This is a genomic window from Gordonia araii NBRC 100433 (assembly GCF_000241265.1).
In the GTDB taxonomy this organism is placed as follows: Bacteria; Actinomycetota; Actinomycetes; order Mycobacteriales; family Mycobacteriaceae; genus Gordonia; species Gordonia araii.
In genome coordinates this window covers 1-19,510 of record NZ_BAEE01000033.1, presented here as the reverse complement: position 1 = coordinate 19,510, position 19,510 = coordinate 1, and the positions used below count along the sequence as shown (strand labels likewise).

The 19,510-nt window shown below is 67.7% G+C and carries 13 protein-coding genes and 1 pseudogene; 8 read left to right on the top strand and 6 right to left on the bottom strand.

What is annotated here, in order from left to right; genetic code table 11:
* Positions 1–32 precede the first annotated feature (32 nt).
* Genes GOARA_RS05345 through GOARA_RS05340 form a run of 3 tightly spaced genes read left to right on the top strand, consistent with a single transcriptional unit; the run spans position 33 to position 2,266 of the window.
* On the top strand, positions 33–425 hold the full coding sequence (locus GOARA_RS05345) for a hypothetical protein (RefSeq protein WP_007321291.1): 393 nt from the start codon (positions 33–35) through the stop codon (positions 423–425).
* Positions 422–1,480, top strand: coding sequence for a DUF3558 domain-containing protein (locus GOARA_RS19230; RefSeq protein ID WP_007321290.1), 1,059 nt, complete (start codon positions 422–424; stop codon positions 1,478–1,480). The genes GOARA_RS05345 and GOARA_RS19230 overlap by 4 nt, the downstream gene beginning before the upstream one ends.
* 33 nt (positions 1,481–1,513) lie before the next feature.
* Positions 1,514–2,266, top strand: a complete 753-nt coding sequence (locus GOARA_RS05340) for an ESX secretion-associated protein EspG (RefSeq protein ID WP_083834785.1) — start codon at positions 1,514–1,516, stop codon at positions 2,264–2,266.
* A 19-nt stretch (positions 2,267–2,285) separates the two neighbouring features.
* On the opposite strand, the gene GOARA_RS18865 is transcribed toward GOARA_RS05340, so the two are convergent.
* The 3 genes from GOARA_RS18865 to GOARA_RS05325 all read right to left on the bottom strand — a co-directional run bounded on the left by GOARA_RS18865 (position 2,286) and on the right by GOARA_RS05325 (position 5,839).
* A complete protein-coding gene (locus GOARA_RS18865; protein WP_007321288.1) occupies positions 2,286–3,095 on the bottom strand; it encodes a hypothetical protein in 810 nt (269 codons plus the stop codon).
* 87 nt (positions 3,096–3,182) lie between these two features.
* Positions 3,183–3,935: a hypothetical protein gene (locus GOARA_RS05330; RefSeq protein ID WP_007321287.1), complete on the bottom strand. Its 753-nt coding sequence runs from the start codon at positions 3,933–3,935 to the stop codon at positions 3,183–3,185.
* 404 nt (positions 3,936–4,339) lie between these two features.
* On the bottom strand, positions 4,340–5,839 hold the full coding sequence (locus GOARA_RS05325) for a MinD/ParA family ATP-binding protein (RefSeq protein ID WP_007321286.1): 1,500 nt from the start codon (positions 5,837–5,839) through the stop codon (positions 4,340–4,342).
* Between the two features lie 148 nt (positions 5,840–5,987).
* Between GOARA_RS05325 and GOARA_RS19225 the strand changes: the two genes are divergently transcribed.
* The gene (locus tag GOARA_RS19225; RefSeq protein WP_083834784.1) at positions 5,988–7,268 is read left to right on the top strand and encodes a MinD/ParA family ATP-binding protein; all 1,281 of its coding nucleotides are present in this window, start codon (positions 5,988–5,990) and stop codon (positions 7,266–7,268) included.
* Positions 7,269–7,649: 381 nt separating this feature from the next.
* On the opposite strand, the gene recD is transcribed toward GOARA_RS19225, so the two are convergent.
* The 3 genes from recD to recC are packed head-to-tail and all read right to left on the bottom strand — an operon-like array spanning position 7,650 to position 16,223.
* Complete coding sequence (recD, locus tag GOARA_RS05310; RefSeq protein ID WP_007321283.1) at positions 7,650–9,524, bottom strand: exodeoxyribonuclease V subunit alpha; 1,875 nt, start codon at positions 9,522–9,524, stop codon at positions 7,650–7,652.
* On the bottom strand, positions 9,517–12,900 hold the full coding sequence (locus tag GOARA_RS05305; RefSeq protein ID WP_007321282.1) for a UvrD-helicase domain-containing protein: 3,384 nt from the start codon (positions 12,898–12,900) through the stop codon (positions 9,517–9,519). Before GOARA_RS05305 ends, recD begins: the two co-directional genes overlap by 8 nt.
* Entirely contained in the window at positions 12,897–16,223 is a 3,327-nt protein-coding gene (gene recC, locus GOARA_RS05300) for an exodeoxyribonuclease V subunit gamma (protein WP_007321281.1), read from the bottom strand. Before recC ends, GOARA_RS05305 begins: the two co-directional genes overlap by 4 nt.
* A 77-nt stretch (positions 16,224–16,300) precedes the next feature.
* Between recC and GOARA_RS05295 the strand changes: the two genes are divergently transcribed.
* The 4 genes and pseudogenes from GOARA_RS05295 to GOARA_RS20145 all read left to right on the top strand — a co-directional run.
* Positions 16,301–16,741: an acyl-CoA thioesterase gene (locus tag GOARA_RS05295; protein ID WP_007321280.1), complete on the top strand. Its 441-nt coding sequence runs from the start codon at positions 16,301–16,303 to the stop codon at positions 16,739–16,741.
* A 27-nt stretch (positions 16,742–16,768) separates the two neighbouring features.
* Complete coding sequence (locus GOARA_RS05290; RefSeq protein ID WP_007321279.1) at positions 16,769–17,368, top strand: GNAT family N-acetyltransferase; 600 nt, start codon at positions 16,769–16,771, stop codon at positions 17,366–17,368.
* A 17-nt stretch (positions 17,369–17,385) separates the two neighbouring features.
* Positions 17,386–18,807, top strand: coding sequence for an NAD(P)/FAD-dependent oxidoreductase (locus tag GOARA_RS05285; RefSeq protein ID WP_007321278.1), 1,422 nt, complete (start codon positions 17,386–17,388; stop codon positions 18,805–18,807).
* A gap of 410 nt (positions 18,808–19,217) precedes the next feature.
* Positions 19,218–19,510, top strand: a pseudogene (locus tag GOARA_RS20145) (hypothetical protein); the annotation flags it as partial.

The window sequence follows — 19,510 nt, the reverse complement described above, 5'->3', positions numbered from 1 at the left end:
GACGGTACCGACACTCGACGAGGGGGCGACAGGTGGCCAAGCCAGAGCCAGTCAAAGACCTGAAGGACGTGACCAGCACGTTCACCGGGGCAACCGAGAGCAGCAACGCGAAGACACTTTTTCTCGATCCCGCAGCTGCAGATCGTGCCGCGAACGCGTGTCGTACCATGAGAGGCCAACTGGACGCCCTCATACAGAAGGAGCATGAGCTTCGGACCGACGGCACACTCAACGGTTTTCTCTCAAGCGAACGGCTCGGCAAGGACCGGCTCGACAAAAAGGTGAATGGTGAGGCCGGTTCATTCATTCATGCGATCAACGAGCATAAGGAAGCTCTCGAAAAGATGGAAACGGCGATTAGAGCGGCAAGGAAAGCCTACGAGGGTACGGATGAGGCTACTCGGAACTCGTTCAAGGCGTTGTGAACGCCGGCAATATGCGGGCCATTCGTACGGTCCTTCTCGTGGTCGTTGTTTGTGTGTTGAGTGCTGCGTGTGGCTTGCCGGGCCAGTGGGGGCGGCCTGATCTGAAGGTGACGTCGGGTACGGCCCAGGTTCCGTTGAGTGAGAATCCGTTGTCGATGGATCAGATCTGGGACCCGTCCGATGTGGACGAAACCGGGTTGATCGACCTCTTTCAAATGGGTGGCGATGCGCGTTGTTCGGTGCTTCCTTCCGGAGATGTGAAGGCATGCCACTGGCCAAAGGAACGAGGATCCTTTGTTGTCGATATTGGGGTGCACACGTTCTCGACGAAGGTGAGCTTTAACGAGGTTCGTCTGCGGGAGAATTTCACCGACTTCCGCCCCACGACCGTGGGCGGAGCACCGGCCCTCTTCTACCACGTGAAGGGCCAACGCCCCGAGGTCTGCAACATGGCCTGGGGCAACCCGACCGGATCAACCTGGATATCAGTACAGTACATGCGCGCAGGCGACGAGGACTTGCTTGACATGTGTGGCTGGACGCAAGCCTGGGCAGCGTTCGTGTGGCCCTCCACCCGACAAGAACACCCGAAGCCTGAATCCAGCGCCACCAGCAAAGATGTGTGGCAACCCGACTCACTCGACGAACCGGGTTTCCTGCGCCCAAACAAACTCCGCCGAATCGACTGGGATACCGAAATTCAGACTTGCCAGGGGTTTCCCGGGGCGATCCGTTCCTGCACGTGGGAGGTCGACCCCGCGACATACGGACTACACAACCCATATGTTGTTCGCGTCTCCTCGGTGGCCCAACCGTTCACCGAATTCAAAAGTCGCCGTGTCGAGGCCTACCCAAGTACCAAAGCGGTCACCGTTGCCGATCAGAGCGCCATTCGATACAAAGCCCTACCCGGCACGTGCAGTATTGCATGGCCTACCCCCACCGGAACAGCATGGCTACGCGTAAGCCTCGAAAGCAACGTAAGGGACACCGACATCGACTCGTGCACCGAAGCATCCCGGATCGCCGCATCAGCAATACCTGCAACAAACTAGCCATTGGTTGTTAGCACAGCAAATCTCGGTGGAATGAAACAAAAAATCGGAAAACGCATCGGCAGTCTAACCGCCTTGGAGATGTACGTCCTCAGTGGCCACTGGGGACTTCCCATGCCGTTTCCTTTCGTCTACCAGAGCGAAGAGCCTGTTGAGACTCAGGAAAGGGATATGATGTTGGCAAGCACCATGTTCGACACGAATCCCCCTAAGGCGCTATTCAGGTGGGCATACGCGATGTTGGAGCCGGACCTGCGAATCGAGTGCCTTCACCGAACATATACCGAACGAGAGCCGAAGGGGAAGCTAAAGAGAATCTGCGCAGTGCGTCGGCTCGACGAGGGGTTCGTCGCTATCCAGAATCCGGATATCAGTCCGGGTGAACGCTATGCCACCATCGATATTTTCGAAACCCACGCTACCGACCTCGCCAAGTCGATTGTTTCCGCGACACCTAGTTCGCCCGCAGGCCGGTACGGCGACGTCGAACAAAGAACGGCACGTGGCGCGCACAACTCCGACCAACATGAAGACGTCTATGACCGCTTGCGTAACACCGATTTGTCGTCTCTTGGGACGCTTCAAGTCCGTGAGGGGAAGTATTCGGAATGGCGTTTGGACGAGAATGGATTGAAGCTCATCTGGACCGTCCAGAATGAGATAGGCAGGTATGTGACCAAGCGAGGGGTAATGGTCGCTTGCGATGACACGCAGCTCATTTCTGAGATCAACAAGCTTGTGTCAACGATCGTCAAGCGGATACGTGAGCGTCGAGCTCGGATCTAGCCTGAGCCAGGCTGCCACCTCAGAGCCGCAAATCGACGTCGGGACTCGGTTCTTCATCCGATACGGAGGCCACGGCGGCCGTAGCACTCGCTCCCGATACGCTGACGTTGGCGCCGACTGCCTCCGATCCAGCGGTCGAGGCAGCGGATGCCACAGCCCCGGTGGCGGCTACCGGCGGCTCAGGACGAGTCGCGGCATCCAACGCTTGACGAAGGAGATCCTGCTCGTCCGCATCCAGCACTCTGGCCATGAGAACACCTTTCAAGGCGTTCGTCAGCGCGGCGACATCGCCATCGGTACCGGTGTTGGTAACGTGCGCCGGCAAAATGGCTGCGAGCACCTCTGAGTTCTGCGTCTCGTGTAGGCGCGCGATCAATCGGCGGAGTTCCATCGACTCCCCCTGCGGCACGAACCCCGCAGCCTGTAGCCCATAGCGGACGAACAGCCACTCCGTCGGGACGCCAACACCGGGCGCTTCTATGCCGTCGGCAGCAAGCAGGTAGAGGTCTCGCGCCCGATCGAATTCCCCCGCTCGCACCAGCCCGACCGCTGCGTTCAGATAGAGCGCTGGCAGATAGTCGCTGACGTCGTTGATGTTCTGGACCTCGTCGGCGAAACTCAGCGCTCGCAGATTCCAATCGAGCGCCTCGGCATCGGTCGGCTGGTGACGAGCAAGGTAGTGGGCGGCGACGCAACGCTCAAAGGGATTCTCGGCGGTATCCCACGCCCGCTGAAAACTGATCTTCGCCTCGGCGAGGTTGCCCGCCAGCTCGGCGGTCAGCCCCTCGTCACACAGCTCAAGTACCTGATTGTGTTCACCGCTGGTCACTCGCAAACCTCTCCCCTGGATATGCCGATCGTCAAGCACTCTACCAACCGGTGCCAGTTGCAGGACAACGCCGATCAGGGCCGATCTTCAAATCCCGTTGAGAATATTCAACGGGGAGAAGGATCGCGTGCCGATCAGCATGGCGATAGCTACCCCGGCGGCGAGCTCGGCCGGCGTGACATCGCTCCGATCCCGGATGGATAGTTCGAGCCACCCCCGACGACGCGAAATGACGACACCGATTCGTTTGAAGTCTCGCCCGCGTTTCAAGCTCACCCAAGAACTGCGTATTGCGTCGTTTCGTTCCAAGGTCAACAGATTCTCGCCGGTGTCGGCCAGGTACGAGGTGTAGCCGGTGAGGACAACACCTCGTCGCGCCCCGTAGGTGGCGACAGGGTGTCCGTCGACGGTCAGCGAGACGTTCTTGCGCGTTCCGGTCGCGTGAACCAGCGGAAGGAGTTGGCCCGACACGGTCACTTCCCGCGGACCGTTCACCTGGACAACGATGTGCCCGAACGCCTCGTGCACGACTCCGTCCGGGACGGGCTCTGCATCCACCCATTCGGCCTGCACTTCATCTTGCGGATCGCTGGCGCTCGGATCGTCGGTGGATTCGTGGGCAATGCCCAGCGCCGCGGCGAGATCCGGCCGGAACCGCCAGATCTGCGCGGCGATGCCGTCGTCAAGGTTCTCCGAACCCGCCTCCGGGATGAAGACCGACCCGACCTGTCCATTAGCCGTGTCACTCCATCGTCCGCACCGCCGAAGACGATGACGGCGCTCAAGAATGACACCCTCACCACCGAGGCCGGTAACCGGATACGCCCGCGGCACACCCATAGCGCTCTTGAACGGGGGATCACCTCGCGCGTTACGACCATCTCATCCCACGCCAACAATTCCGTGCGATGGCCGGTGTCGATGATGATCCCGCGCGACGTCGCAGATATTTGATAGCCGAACAAAAACCATCGGGATCGAGACCAAAGCATTCCCGACGAGAATCCGAGAGTTGCCAAAACAACGGCAACGAGCAGAAGCCACATCGCAAGCACCACGCCGCCTGGAAAGCCGGAGAAGATATTGCTCGGGAGAAAGGCGAGTGGCGCTTCCAACGGCACAAGGACAACCAGAGCCCAAATCAGTCCATCGCGCCGACATGCGAGGCGCACCTCGTCGTCGCTAACGTCGGCCACAGATCCAGGTCTCAGTTCCCGCCCAGCCCTCAAGCGAGGTCGATACAGCTATTCGGCACCGGCAGGCGGCCCGGGCGGCATCTGCTGCTCCGGCACGACCGGCATCCCGTACCCACTCTGCGGCATCATCGGCGGGCCCATCGGGCCCCACGCGCCCGCGGGCTGGCCGAACGAGTCGGCAACCGTGGCGGCGAGTTCCAGGAACGCCGTGCGGGTCTTGCGGTGCAGCGAGTCCAGGTCGACGTGGCTGCCGACCGCCAGATGCTCGTCATAGGGAATGATCTGCACGGCGCGCACCCGACCCAGGAAGTGCTGGGTCAGCATGTCCAGGTCGATCAATGCGCTGCCCGGCTTCGACGCCGAGATCACGACGACGGCCTGGCGCACCAGGTTCTCGTAGCCGTGCAGGCTCAGCCAGTCCAGGGTCGCCGTCGCACTCTCGGCGCCGTCGACGGCCGGCGAGCTGATGATGATCAGTGAATCGGCGATATCCAGCACGCCGCCCATCGCCGAGTGCATCAAACCGGTGCCGCAGTCGGTGAGGATGATGTTGTAGTGCCGCTCCAAGATCGCGATGACCTTGCGGTACTCGTCCTCGCTGAACGACTCCGAGATCACCGGGTCGCGCTCGGAGGCGAGCACTTCGAGTCGCGAAACAGCCTGCGACGTGTGCATCCGCACGTCCGAGTACGTTTCGGTGCGCTGGGCGTGCAGCAGTGTCCGGACGGTCGACGCCGTCTGCCTCGGCACACGGCTTGCCAGCGTCCCCAAGTCCGGATTGGCGTCGACGGCGATCACGCGGTCACCGCGCAGCGACGCGAACGCCGAGCCGATGCCGATCGTCGTCGTCGTCTTACCGACACCGCCCTTGAGAGAGAGCACCGCCAGGTTGAACTGGCCGCTGATCGGTGCCCGCACACGCCCGACGAGCGCATTCACCTCCTGCTGCCCCTTGCTCTCGCCGAGCCGGATCAGTCCGCCCGACGCGGCATTGATCGCCTTGCGCCACCCCTGCTGGGCGAGCTTGCGCTCCTGGGGCGCCTGCAGCCCACCCGGGTACTGCGGTCCGGGGCCGTGCTGTTGGTGCATCGGATGAATGACGTTCTGCGGCGGCATCCCCTGCATCGGGACGCCTGGAGCAGGAATTCCGTAGCCGTTCGGCATCTGCTGAGGCTGGGGCATCGGCCCCGGTTGCATCGGTGGCTGCTGGAACGGCGGACCTTGCGGAGGCATCCCTTGCGGCGGCGGGCCCTGGGGAACCATCGCCGGCGGCACCGCGGGTGGCGGCGGGACCTGCCCCGGCGCCGGGGCAGACACTTCCTTCGGCGTCTCGTCGGCTGCCGGAGTCGATTCCTGCTGCTGTACAGGTGCGACGGCCTGCGGTTTCTCTTCTTCCTGAGACTTCGACGGTGTGACCGGAGACTCCTGCTTCGGCAGCGGCACCATGGGCGGCTGCGGAGGCTGGGTCGCGGCACTCGCCGGTGCCGAGGACGCCCCTTGGAGCCACGGAGGGTTCACGAATGCGTCGTCGGTGTACTCGTCAGACATAGATTCCTTGCCCCCGGGTGGTAAATCGAACAACGGGCATGAGTGTACCCATACCTGCTGATCCGGTGCTCGGCCCAGGTCAGTGGTACCGTTCCACGCGGTATACGGCCGCGCGATCGGCCGTTTGCGCACGACCCGGGAGGAACCCATGACCAACGACCAGCAGGACGACGCGGCGAAGTCCGCTGCCCTGCCCAGCTGGGTTCCAGTAGACGACGACGATCAGACGGAGGTCGTCAAGCAGCCGTCGGTCCAGGCTCACCAGCCGCCGTCCGGCCCGCGGCCAGTCCAGTGGCACCCCGAGCAGGCGGGGCCCGCGCCGCAGGCCGCACCCGGACAGCCGGCACCGCCCAGTCAGCAGCAGGCGCCGCAGCCACCGCCCGTCCCGCAACAGGCACCACCGCAGCAACCTGCGCAGCCAATGGCCGGCCCACCCACCCCTCAAGGTGCCTACGGCCCGCCGCAGGGCCAAGCGCCGATGCCCGCCGGGCCACCGCCGATGCAGCACCAACCGCCGTCCTACCAGCCTGGACCATCACCCGGCCTCAATTCCTTCTCGTCGTTGAGCAAGCCGAGCATTAGGCAACGGTGGCGCAACGCACCCGCCATTCTTGGCCGCAATCGTCGACAAACGACCAGCATCCACGAGCAGCTCCTCGCGCGGGTCAACCAGCCGATCCGCGGCGACTACCGCATCGCGGTCCTCTCGCTCAAAGGCGGCGTCGGCAAGACCACGACGACCGTTGGGCTCGGGGCGACGTTCGCGACCCTGCGCGGCGACCGCGTCATCGCCGTCGACGCCAACCCCGACCTCGGGACGCTGGCGCAGCGCGTGCCGTTGCAAACCAACTCGACGGTCCGCGACCTCATCGCTGACAAGTCGATCCAGCGCTACTCGGACGTTCGCGCACATACGTCACAGGCGCCCAACCGTCTAGAGGTCCTGGCCTCCGAGCGCGACCCGGCCCAAGCCGAGTCGTTCAGCGAGCAGGAGTACCGCCAGGTCATGGCGATTCTGCGCCGCTACTACAACATCATCCTGACCGACTGCGGAACCGGACTGAGCCACTCGGCGATGCGCGGGGTCCTCGACCTGGCGCATTCGATCATCCTCGTCACCTCGCCCGCGCTCGACGGCGCGCGCAGCGCCGACGCGACGCTCGAATGGCTGAACTCCCACGGGTACGGGCACCTGGTGTCCAACGCGGTACTGGTCATCAGCAGCTCGCGGGCCGGCTCGTCGCGCATCGACGCCGACCAACTTGCCATGCACTTCCTCACCAAGTGCCGCGCGGTGCACGAGATCCCGTTCGACGAGCATCTCGCCGAAGGCGCCATCGTCGACCTCGACCAGGTCGGACGTCCGGCGCGTCAAGCGTTGACCGAACTCAGCGCGACCATCGCCGACGACATGGGCCGGATCAACTAGTTCCGACATCGGGTCGCGGTGGTCTCGATACACCGGCGTCGCAAGCTCCGCCGGCACCGGTGGGTCGAGTGACCGCGACGTAGGAGCGGTCGTAGCGAGACCCCGACCACCCTTCGGGACATCTCGCCCGGGGAGGTCTCGATACACCGACTCGCTCCGCTCGTCGGCACTCGACCACCCATCGGACCCGCTCGACCACCCATTGGGCCCACTCGACCACCCATCGGACCCGCTCGACCACCCATTGGGCCCACTCGAACACCCGTTGGATCGACTCGACCACTTGTCGGACCACTCGACCACTATGAGCCCCACGGTGGTCGAGTGGCCGGCGAGGCGCTAGCCGAGCGGGCGTATCGAGACCATCGCACGCCGAGATGACTACTCCCGCACGTGCTCGCGCACCTCGCCGCGCAGACCGCTCGCCCTGGCGACACGGCGATCCACGGCCGCTCGCAACCACTCCGGTGTCCCGACAATCCGCACGCGCTTCCGCGCACGTGTGATCGCGGTGTACAGCAGCTCTCTGGTCAGCAGCGCCGACTCCGACGGCGGCAACACGACCGTCACGACGTCGAACTGGCTGCCCTGACTGCGGTGGATCGTCATCGCCGTGGCGGGGATCGCATCGGCGAGCTGCGAGGGGTGCAGCGTCACGATGTCGCCGTGCTTGTCAAAGGCCACGGTCACGTCTCCCCCGCGCTCGTCGGACACGACCACCCCGGTATCGCCGTTGAAGATCCCGAGCCGCCGATCGGTGGCGGTCACCAGGAGCGGTTGGCCGACCGGCCACGGACCGCGCGGCACGCGACGGCCCGCGTCGCGCCAGGAATCGATGATCCGGGACCACCAGCCGACGCCGTAGCGGCCGTCGCGGTGCGCGCAGAGCACGCGGTAGCTCTCCAGCGCCGTGACCGCAGCGCGCGCATCACCCGACGAACCCGCCGCGTCCAGGGCCGACAGCCAGGCGACGGTGTCGGCCCGGACGTCGTCGACCTCGTCCGGCCCGACGAGGTCGATGTGATGACCGCCGTCCGCTTCGATCAGCGCCAGCGCCGCGTCGGCGTCACCCCGATTCACCGCGTCGGCAACCCGCGCGATCGCCGAACCGTAGCGGTACCCCCACCGCAGAGTGAGAACACCGCCGCCCAGCTGCGTCTTCTCCTCGTCGGAGAAGTCCGCCTCCGCCAACCCGGCCAACTCCGCGAAAGCCGGCGGCAGCGGCGCCGTCGACCGCAGCGCACGGTCGGTCAGGTCGGTGAGCACCGCGCCCGCCTCCACCGACACGAGTTGGTGCGGGTCCCCGACGAGGATCAGCCGCGTATCCTCCCGCACGGCCTGCAGCAGCAGGCTCATCGTCGTCACCGACAGCATCGAGGTTTCGTCAACGACGACCACGTCGTAGGGCAAGCGATTGTTCGGCCCGTGGCGCACGGTGCCGTCGCGCCAGATTCCCAGCAGCGCGTGCACGGTGTGCGCGACCGGTGTCGACGCCAGCCCGTCGTAGCGGTTGATCGACGCCTGCAACTGGGCCGCCGCCCGGCCGGTCGGCGCGCACAACCCGATCCGCAGATTCCCGCCCATCAGGCGTTCCAGCACGGCGAGGATCCGCGCGACGGTGTGCGTCTTTCCGGTGCCCGGGCCGCCGACCAGCACGGTCGTCCACGAGGTCGCGGCCAGCGCGGCCGCTGCCCGTTGCCGGTCGTACGCGGGCCCCTCGCGAACATCGCCGTCGCCAGGCAGGAACACCTCGTCGATAGCGGCCCGCGCCGCCCTGACGTCGACCGCGGGGGTCGACGCGGCACGCGCATCGACGACCCGGCGAATCGTCTGCTCCTGCTCGAAGTACTTGCGCAGATAGACCAGCGGGCCGTCGTCGGAGTCGACGAGAGCGAGCGGCCGCAGCGGGCCGAACCGCCCACCGACGACCAGCGGGCTCGACCGCAACGCGGCGACCATCGCCTCGACGCTCGGCCACGGCAACGGGTCCTCCGGATCTGGGTCGAGTAGGCCCAGGTCCGCGAGTGCGACGCAGATCGATCCCGTGCGCACGGCTCGCACGGCCAAGGCGGCGGCCAGCATCACCTCGTCGGGCGCCACCCCGTCCGAGAGCGCCGAGAGCCGCCGCGCGACGTGAATGTCAGCCGACGTAAGCACCCCGGCCTCGTTGAATCGACGCAGGAACCCCGTCTCCCCGGCCGCGAAATCGGCCGCGCCAGGCTCGAGCACACCGTCGTCGGCCACGACGTCAGTCATCGCGCACCCCCGCGAGCAGATCGGACAGGTCGACAACAAGCTGCGCGGGGACCTCCCACTGGAACACCCCGCAACCGGGCGGGGTCTCCGGCCCGACCATGCCGCGCACGAAGTGATACTGCACAGGCCCCAGATGCTGTTCCGGGGTGTACCCGGGCAGCCGCCACCGCAGATAGCGGTGCAGCGCCACCGAATACAGCAACGCCTGCAGCGGATAGTGCGCGTCCATCATCTCGGCCGCCATCGCCTCGGTGGAGAACACCTCCGCGACGAGATCGCCGGGCTGGATGCGGTTGGTCTTGTAGTCGACCACGACGAATCGGGCCGTGTCACCGTCGCGCACCCGCAGCACCGAGTCGATGCTGCCGGTCAGGTACCCGTGGAACCGCTCGTCGGAAACCCCCGCGACCTCGTCGGCGTAGGGACGCAGCGGATCGTCGTCGCGCAGATGCCGGCGCATCAGCTCCGCGACCGACGCGAGGTCGAAACCGCCGCCGACGTCGGCGAGCGGCAACTCGAAGTCCATCTCGCTCAGCCGGTCGGCAGGTGCGACGCTCCACAGGTCGCCAAAGCCGATCGGCGTGGTCAGCACGCCGTCCAGCGCCCGCGACAACGCTTCGACGTCGATATCGAACGCGGTCCGCCGGGCGCCCTGCTCGCACAGCTCGCGCACGTGGGCCGCGCGATCGGGAACGGAGGTGTCGACGTTCTCCAGCACTTCGTGCACCAGCGTGCCGAAACGCGCGCCGAACGGCAGCCCGTTCATCAGCGACGGTGTGCCCGACGGCGGTTCGTCGGCCGGACCGGTGTCCGTCGTCGCGTCGTCGGCTGGTTCGTCGAGGACCTCCCCGTCGCGAACCACCTGGTCGTCGGGTTCGCTTCCGACGATCGTCTCCGGCTCGGCGACGGCACCAAGGTGCGCCGCCTCATGCGCGGCGCGCACGATCGCCGAGTAGGACGTACGACGGAAAGTCTGGTCGACGTCGCGCTCGAAGGTCGCCACGGTCAACGCGGCGCCATGCGCGGGCGGTGCGGGAGGCCGCCAGCGCGGCGGGCGCGGGCGGGTGCCGGCGTGTTCGACGGTGATGCCGGGATGAAGGCCGGCGACGTCTCGCAGCAGCGCCTCTTCCCCGGCGTCGTCGGTCAGTGGCACCGCGTCGGGAATCGGGTACCGGCCGCCCGACCGTGCCGCCGCGGCACGGTTCAGCGCGGTGAACAACACCCGGTGCATCGCCCCGCCCGGCGTCGTCGTGCTCGGTGCCCACCAGGCGACGACCTGCGAGCGCGCCCGCGTCAACGCGACGTAGAGCAGCCGCAGTTCTTCCCCGGCCGCCTCCGCTTCGGCCCGACGCTTACGCTCGGCATGACCGGGGGCGCGTTCACCGCCGACGTCGAGGTGGCCCACGTTGCGGTCGTCGTGGAACGTGAACGTCTTGGGCCGGTTGGGACGCACGCCGTCCCACCCGAACGGCACGTAGACGATCGGGAACTCCAGGCCCTTGCTGGCGTGCACGGTCATCAACTGCACGGCGGCGGTGTCACGGTCGAGGCGACGGGTCTGGCTGGAGCGGCGCTGCTGCGCCACGGCCCCGTCGGCGACGCTCTCCCCCAGCCACGTCACCAGGCCGCTCAGCCCGCAGCCCGTCTCGGCGACGTGCTCGCCCATGAGCGAGGCCAGCTGTAACAGGTCGGTGAGCAGCCGCTCGCCGTCGACGAGTCCGAGTACGCGCCCCGCGACGGTCCGGTCGGCGATCAGACGCGACGTCATCGCGGCGGGCCCGCCGTCCTCGAAGATCCGCGCCCACCGGGCGAGGTCGCCGGCGAGTTCCCCGACGCCGGCGTCGCCCCCGGCGTCGAGGTCGCGCGGTTCCACGCCCAGCAGCGGTGTCAACGCGGCCAGGCGCACCCGGCGGGCGTCCGACGGCTTGTCGAGCGCCTGCAGCACGTACCACCAGTAGCGTGCGGCGTCGGTGGCGAAGACGCTCTGCCCGCCGGTGACGACGGTGGCGATGCCGTACCCGCCCAACGCGCGCTGGAGCGGTTCGATCGTGCCGTTGGTCCGCAGCAGCACCGCGATGTCGCCCGGTTCGATGCGCCGCTCGTTCTCGCCGGCACCGTCGTCGACGAGGATCGTCGCGCCGCTCGCGAGGGTGGCGGCGATGTCGGCGGCGACGTCGTCGATGATTCTGTCGCGCACGCCGCCGACCAGCGGTGTCGTCCCGTCCTGGGTGTGTTTGGTGAAGTCGCGCCGGTTGAAGTAGCGCAACCGCAAGGCCGATGTGCCGGCGAGCCTGCTTTCGGCGTGACGCGCCCGCACCGGCCGCACGGCGATACGCGGGTCGCCCAGCTCGGCGTCGGCCAGCACCGCACCCAGTGCATCAACGAGCGGGCCGTCGGAACGCCAGTTATCGGTGAGGTCGCGCTGCTCGTCCGCGTCGTGCGCCGCCGCGAGGTAGCTGAGCACTTCCGCGCCGCGGAAGGCGTAGATCGATTGCTTCGGGTCGCCGACCAGCACCATCGGGCGGTGACCGTGGAAGCAGCGGCGCAGGATCTCCCACTGTTCCGGATCGGTGTCCTGGAATTCGTCGACGAGCACCACCTCGTAGCGGTCGCGGATCCGCTCGCACGCGGCCGCTCCCCACTGGTCGTCGGTGATGATTTCGTGCAATCTGCCCTGCAGGTCGTCGTAGGTGCGCAACCGCGACCAGCGTTTCCGGGTGCGCACCCGCTCGCGGACCGCCTGGGCGAACCGCACCCACGTTCGGCCGCTCTCCGACGCGGCGTCGGCGGGCGCCAGCACCGCGGTCGGGTTGCGCACCGCGTCGCGGGCCACGACCTCGGCCGTCGAGAAGGCGAAGTCGGGGTCGGGATCGCCGGCGAAACGCTTCAGGTAGAGGTCGCGGCCGGTCTCGCGGGCGAGGTCGTCGACGTCCTCGACGAGGAGGTAGTGCTGGTCGCGCTCGCCCAGAAAGCCCAGAACGGTAAGCATCCGGTTGCAGAAGGTGTGGGTCGTCGCCATCGTGGCCGCGTCGAAATCCGAGAGGGCGGCCAGGAGCCGTTCCCGTCGGAGGGCGACCTCCTGAGTCTCGCCGTCGGCGAGTAGCCCGATGAGCGGATCGGCTCCGGCGCGAGCCGCGTCCAGGTCGGCGAGGGCGTCGGCGCATTCGCGCAGCCGGGCGCGCGTCCGATCGCGCAGTTCGGTGGACGCGGCGTTGGAGAAGGTGGCCATGAGCAGCCGCGAGACCGGCGTGCCCTCGGCGATGAACCGCACCGCCAGCGCGGCGATCGCGTACGTCTTCCCGGTGCCCGCGCTGGCCTCCAGAACCAATGTCCCGGTGGGCAGCGGATCGGCGAGTGTGAACGGCGTCGGCGTCATCGCAGTTCCTCCTGCTGACGCAGCGGCATGAACAGCAGCAGCGCGGCCCGCAGAAAGCCCGACAACTGGTTCTCCGGCACCCACGGTGTGGCGATTCCCAGGTCGGCCGGTACCGTCGCGGCGCACTCGTCGAAGGTCACTGGGGTCTCCGGATTGCCGGTGAGCAGCAATGACACCGCCGGGTTGTGGTTGAACCGGTCGAAGTCATAGCGGCTGCGCGCACGATTCGTCGCCTGTTCGGGATTGCCGGTCTTCTCGTACACCTGCGCCGCCGACTCGGCGGCATCGAGCGGGAGGGCGAACGGTGTGGCGAGACCGGCGTCGCGCAGGGCCACCAGCGCGCCGAGGATGTTCGCGGCGTCGGCGACCGGAGCGTAGCGGCGCACCGCGGTGTGGCGTCCATCGCTGCCGATGACGCACGCGCCGGCGATCGGCTCGGTGGAGCCGGCGGTCAGCGCCAGCAGCGCGATCCAGGTCTCCAGGCGCTGTTTGGCCTTGAGGTTCGAGTACGTCACGGAGACCAGCCCGTCGTCGTAGACGTCCGGTACGGTGCCGTAGAGGCGTCGCCCATCCGGGAGTTCCACGCGGATGTCGACGGTGCGCGCCGGCCCCCGGCGTTCGGCGGCGGCGCGGTCTGCCAGCGCCTGGGCCTTCGACGCGATCGGGGCCAGCGCGTCGGCGCCGAGCTGAAACGGCGGGAGGGTGCCCCGCCGCAGTTCTGCCGCTCGTGCGTCTGCGGGGTCGGCGCCTGCGAGCAGGGCCGAGAGCAGTCGGTCCCCGACACCCCAGCGCTCCAGACCGTCGAGGTCGACGGAGAGCTGGTCGGGCGCGGCGTCCTCGCCGCGCGGCACGGCGACGCCGAGACGTTGGCGCATGAAGCCGTCGGCCGGGTTCACGACGAAGGCGGTCAGGTCCGCCAGCTCGACGTCGGCGGTCGGCGTCGGCGGATACCGCGAGGCCATCGTCGGCCATGGGCGTCCGACGCGGTGCTCGGCGGTCACCTCGGCGAGGGTGCGCGCACCGGCGAGTAGGGATCGGTCGAACGAGAACGGCTGCGGCGCACGGAAATTCTGACCGTCGAAGGCGTGCAGCGTGTGCGACCGCATCATGTCGTTCGCGACCGTCGGGCCGGCGAGCGCCGCAACGGCGTCGACCAGTTCGCTGACGACCACCGACGGCGGCACCGGCGCGCCGTTGATCGGATCGGCGCCGGTGTAGCAGATCAGCAGGTGATCGCGGGCCGCGACGATGGCGTCGAGGAAGGCCTGGCGGTCCTCGTCGCGCGGGGAGCGCTCCCCGACGAGCGGATCGACGGCCAGGATGTCGTCGCCGTCGACCGACTGGGTGCGCGGAAAGGCCTCGGCGTCCATGCCGAGCAGCACGATGGCGCGATGCGGAACCGACCGCATCGGGACCATCGAACAGACGGTGAGTTCGCCGGTGCAGAAGTTCGAGCGGGTCGGGGTCGCCGCGACGAACTCTTCGACGAGGTCGCGAACATCCGACGGTGCGAGCGCGAGGTCTCCGGTCAGCGAATCCCGAACCAGCCGGATCGCTTGCGCCCGCTGCCATTCGGTCTCGCGATCGGCTGCGGTGAGCAGTTCGACGATCTCGGTGAGCAGATCCGCCCAGGCCACGGCCGGACGGCTGTCGTCGAATCGGGCGAGCAACGATCCGACGCGATCGACGTACTCGGCGAAGCGGCCGATCACCGTCGTGTCGCTGGAGTCGATGCCGCCCAGCGGCAGCGCCGTACCGAGCCAATGCCCGTCGGCCTCGTCGGCCACGACCGACAGCAGCAGCCGGCCGATGCCGGCGTCGGCGGTGCCCTGGGGGAAGCCCGCCAGACCGTAGCGATCGCGCTGCGTGGCGTCCACACCCCACCGGATGTTCGCGCGCACCGCCCAGGTTCCGAGGTTGTCGAGGTCATCGGCGGTGAACCCGAAACGACGGCTGACCGGTGCGGTCGCGGCCAGATCCAGCAGTTCGCTGACCGTGATCCGGCCGACGCCGAGCGCCAGCATCCGCAGCACCACGTCGAGAACCTCGTTGGTGGCCAGCAGGCCGCGGTCGGCGAGACGTACGCGCAGCGCGGCCGCCGGGTGGTCGGAGCCGACCTGTCCGAACGCGCCGGTGATGAGTGGCGCGAAGTCCTCGACATTCGGGCACATGATGAGCACGTCGCGCGGTTCGAGGGTCGGATCGTCGGCGAAGAGATGCAGCAGACGTTCGCGCAGCACCTCGACCTGGCGTTCCGGTCCGTGGCAGGCGTGCAGTTCGAGCGATGCATCCGCGGACAGGTCGGCGACGGGCGTGCTCGTGTCGTCGCGCAAGGCTTCCTGAAGCGCGCCCAGCAGTGTGGTCGGCCCAGCCGGTGTCCCCGGGTGATAGTCGTCACGTTCGACGGCCGCCCCGAGCGATTCCTGCAGTTCCTGGACATCGCGCGACAGGCTGGCGAGCAGCGGGTTCTCGATCGGGCGCGGGATCCGCAGCGAACGCGGACGGGGTCCCGGCGGGGCCGGATCCGCATCGATCCGGCGCCACAGCGCGGGACTGGGATGCGGTAGGTACAGCCCGACGTCGCGGTGCGCGGCCAGCGCGTCGAGCAACTCGCGCAGCATCTGCGGGATCCGCGTCGGCCCGAAGATCGAGAATCGTTCGGGAAGCGCGAGGCGCTCGTGCTCGTCGCGGACCGCGCCCACGATGTCGTCGAGGATCTCGCCGACGTGCGGACCGCCGATGTGCTCGCGCACCTGCCGCCACAACCTGGGCTGCCACGACTGCGACGGGTCCAGCGGGCGCGGCACGTCGTCGACGACGGCGCCGCCGGTGTCCTCGCCCCGCGCCCACGCGGCGATCATCTGAGGCCGCTGCCAGCCATAGGCAGCGAACAGCCGGGCGATGGTCGACGCGGTGGCGAGCTTGCGGCCCCGCCACCCGTCGTCACCCGCGGCGTCGATGTGGCGGGCCAGCATCGCGAGCGCGGGGTCGTGGGCGCATTCGTCGAGCGCGGCCAGCACCGGCCATAGGAGGTTCTCCTGCCGCCACTGCTCGGTGTCGACGCCGTACTCGGCGGAGAACGGCTCAATCACCGTCTGCAGAAGCCTTGCGGCGGTGACGAATTCGATGTTCGCGGCGATACCGTCGCCCAGCGGGCCGGCTCCCAGCGCGCCGGCGAGGCGCTGCGCCAGCCACCGTTCCACCCCGTGCGCCGCGACGGCGACGACCTCACCGGCCATCGGGTCGCGGAGCGGGGCGCCCATCGTCGCGGCGAGCACCTCGACCAAGGTGTCGGCGCGCTCGGCGCGGTGAACTGTGAGCATCCCGGCGATCCTATCGCCGCGTCCGGACAGCACCGGGCCGTAACACGGTGGCAAGTCGGGCTCGCTACGCTCCGAACGTGACTGATTCTCGGGATGTCTTCGAAATCCATCTGCGCTGGGGCGACATGGATGCGTTGGCACACATCAACAACGTGCAGATCGCGCGGCTCTTCGAGCAGGCCCGCGTCGAGGCGTTCAACCGCTGGTTCGGCAACGCCCGCAAGGGCATTCATCTTCTGGTGGCCCGCCAGGAGATCGAGTACCGCGCCGTCCTGCACTACTCCCCCGAGCCGGTGCGGATCGTGTGCGCGATCAGCTCGATCGGCCGGTCGTCCTTCGAATTCGGCTACGAACTGCTCGATCCGGCAGGTACCGTCTGCGCGCTGGCCGAGACCACGGTCGTGACCATGACCCGGGACGGCTCCCCGACGCCCATCCCCGACGAGGTCCGCGCGATCCTCGACCAGCACGGCGGCGAGCCGGTTGCGTTCCGGCGCCGGAGTGGCACTCCCGGATAGGGCCGTCGACCAACTAAAGTCGACCACGTGATCGTCGACACCCCGAGGCTGTGGCTGCGCCCGGTGCTACCCGACGACGCCGACGCCTTCGTCACTCTCGACGCCGATCCGCAGGTGATGCGCTACGTCAACGGCGGCCAGCCGACCCCTCGCGCGCAGATCGTCGACTGGACCATTCCACGCGCCCGAGCCGAGTACGCCGCACACGGAACCGGCATCTGGACGCTGATCCACAAGCCGACCGTCGAGTTCGCCGGCTGGATCGCACTGCGCCGACCGCGCCACAGCAGCCGCCCGGAGCTGGAGCTGTCCTACCGGTTGCCCCGCCACCTCTGGGGACAGGGGCTGGCCACCGAGGCGGCTCGCGCCATGCTGGCCGCCGCGTTCACCGCGCAGCCGACCGAACGCGTCTTCGCCGGTACGTCGCCGCACAACGCCGCGTCGCGCCGCATCATGGAGAAGATCGGGATGCGCTCGACAAGCCCGCGGGCCGGCCGCGACGGCAACGCCGACGACGTCGAATTCGAGATTCTGCGCCAGCACTGGCTCATGCGCGAGGGGCGTTCGGGACCACGCGAGAAACGCAGCGGCCGGCATCGCTTACCTGACGCGCTGCACGGAGCGTGAGGCGATAAGGTTGGCGTGTGACCACGAGTGACACCTCAACCAGCCCCGCCCGCCACCGCGTCGTCATCATCGGCTCCGGGTTCGGCGGGCTTTTCGCAGCCCAGCGACTCAAGCGGGCCGACGTCGACATCACCCTGATCGCGCGGACCACGCACCACCTGTTCCAGCCGATGCTTTACCAGGTGGCGACCGGCATCGTCTCCGAGGGCGAGATCGCGCCCGCGACGCGCATCATTCTGCGCAAGCAGCGCAACGCGACCGTGCTCCTCGGCGATGTGTTCGAGATCGACGTCAACGCGCAGACGGTGACGTCGCGCCTGCTCGAACGGGTCACCGTGACGCCGTACGACAGCCTGATCATCGCCGCTGGCGCCGACCAGTCCTACTTCGGCAACGACCAGTTCGCCGAATACGCGCCCGGCATGAAGACCATCGATCACGCGCTTGAGCTGCGCGGCCGGATCCTGGGCGCCTTCGAGCAGGCCGAGCTGTCCGACGACCCGGCCGAGCGCGAGAAACTGCTCACCTTCGTCGTGATCGGCGCCGGGGCGACCGGTGTCGAGATGGCCGGGCAGATCGCCGAAATGGCCGATCGCACACTCAAGGGATCGTTCCGGCACATCGACCCGACCGAGGCGCGCGTCATTCTGCTCGACGCCGCGCCCGCCGTCCTCGCTCCCTACGGCCCCAAGCTCAGCGCCAAGGCCAAGCAGCGATTGGAGAAACTCGGCGTCGAAGTCCAGCTCAACGCCATGGTGACCGACCTGGATTACGACGGGATCGAGGTCAAGGACTCCGACGGCACGGTCCGGCGGATCGAGGCCCAGTGCAAGGTGTGGTCGGCCGGGGTCCAGGCCAGCTCGCTCGGCTCGGTGCTCGCTGAACAGACCGGCGTCGAACTCGACCGCGCCGGCCGCGTGAAGGTCGGTCCTGACCTGACCGTTCCGGGCAACCCCAACGTCTTCGTCGTCGGCGACATGATGGCGGTCGACGACGTGCCCGGTGTCGCCCAGGGCGCGATCCAGGGCGGCCGGTACGCGGCCGATGCGATCAAGGCCGGCCTGCGCGGCCAGACCCCCGAACAGCGCAAGCCGTTCTCCTACTTCGACAAAGGCTCGATGGCCACGATCTCGCGCTACAGCGCGGTGATGCAGGTGCCGCTGCCGTTCACCAAGAAGAAGTTCGAGACGGAGGGCTACTTCGCCTGGCTCGGCTGGCTGGCCCTGCACCTGGTGTACCTGGTGGGCTTCCGCAACCGGTTGAACACCTTCATCAACTGGTTCTTCGCGTTCACCACGCGCGGTCGCACCCAGCTGGCGGTGACCGAGCAGCAGGTCTATGCGCGCACCGCGATGGGCGCTCTCTCCGCGCTTGAGCGCCGCGAGGCCGAGGAGATCCAGGAGAAACTCGCCCGCGCCCAGCGGACGCGGGGCGCTTAGCGGCCTGGACGACGAAGTGCGGTGGTTCGTGACCATATAGCGGTCACAAACCACCGCACTTCTCCACATTTCCCGCGCGTCCACAGCTGCCGCGGCCGACGCGTGCTCCAGCCGGCTTGTGCGCGCCCCGGCTGCTCACACTGGGCGCATGCCCACCCGCGCGGCTGGCCCTGACGACAGCGCACCCCTCGTCGAGCTGATCGAGCACCAGGACGGGGTCGTCACTCGCCGGCAAGTACTCGACTTGGGGCTGCCACCCGCGTTCATTCGCCGAAAGCTCCGGCGGCGGGAGTGGGTGCCGACCGCATCCGGTGTCTACGTGACGCACACCGGGCCGCTCACCTGGCGACAACGCGCGTGGAGCGCTGTCCTGGGTGCGCCGCGCGCCCGCACTGAGTCACGAATCGGCTGTGCTCGTCGTGTCGCGCGGTGGCGCCACATCGGGTCCGGTCCACATCGCGGTCGACCGCGACACCAGAGTGCCGACCCGGCCGGGTGTCGTCGTACACCGATACGCGGGGCTCGATGCACGGGTGATGTGGAACAGTCGGCCGCCACGTGTGCGCGTCGAGCACGCCCTGCTGGACGTCGCGTCCGCCGCTACGACCGAGGTCGACGCGATCGCCACCCTCGCCGATGCGGTACAAGCGCAGATGACCACCGCGAACCGTCTCCAGCGGACGCTTTCGAATCGACCGTGGTG

What these genes read in the sequence shown, in the direction of transcription:
- GOARA_RS05305 (WP_007321282.1), bottom strand. Translation starts at nt 12,900, where the DNA reads ATGACGCCGACGCCGTTCACACTCGCCGATCCGCTGCCCACCGGGACA.
- recC (WP_007321281.1), bottom strand. Translation starts at nt 16,223, where the DNA reads ATGCTCACAGTTCACCGCGCCGAGCGCGCCGACACCTTGGTCGAGGTG.
- recD (WP_007321283.1), bottom strand. Translation starts at nt 9,524, where the DNA reads ATGACTGACGTCGTGGCCGACGACGGTGTGCTCGAGCCTGGCGCGGCC.
- GOARA_RS19225 (WP_083834784.1), top strand. Translation starts at nt 5,988, where the DNA reads ATGACCAACGACCAGCAGGACGACGCGGCGAAGTCCGCTGCCCTGCCC.
- GOARA_RS05325 (WP_007321286.1), bottom strand. Translation starts at nt 5,839, where the DNA reads ATGTCTGACGAGTACACCGACGACGCATTCGTGAACCCTCCGTGGCTC.
- GOARA_RS05330 (WP_007321287.1), bottom strand. Translation starts at nt 3,935, where the DNA reads ATGGGTGTGCCGCGGGCGTATCCGGTTACCGGCCTCGGTGGTGAGGGT.
- GOARA_RS05340 (WP_083834785.1), top strand. Translation starts at nt 1,514, where the DNA reads ATGAAACAAAAAATCGGAAAACGCATCGGCAGTCTAACCGCCTTGGAG.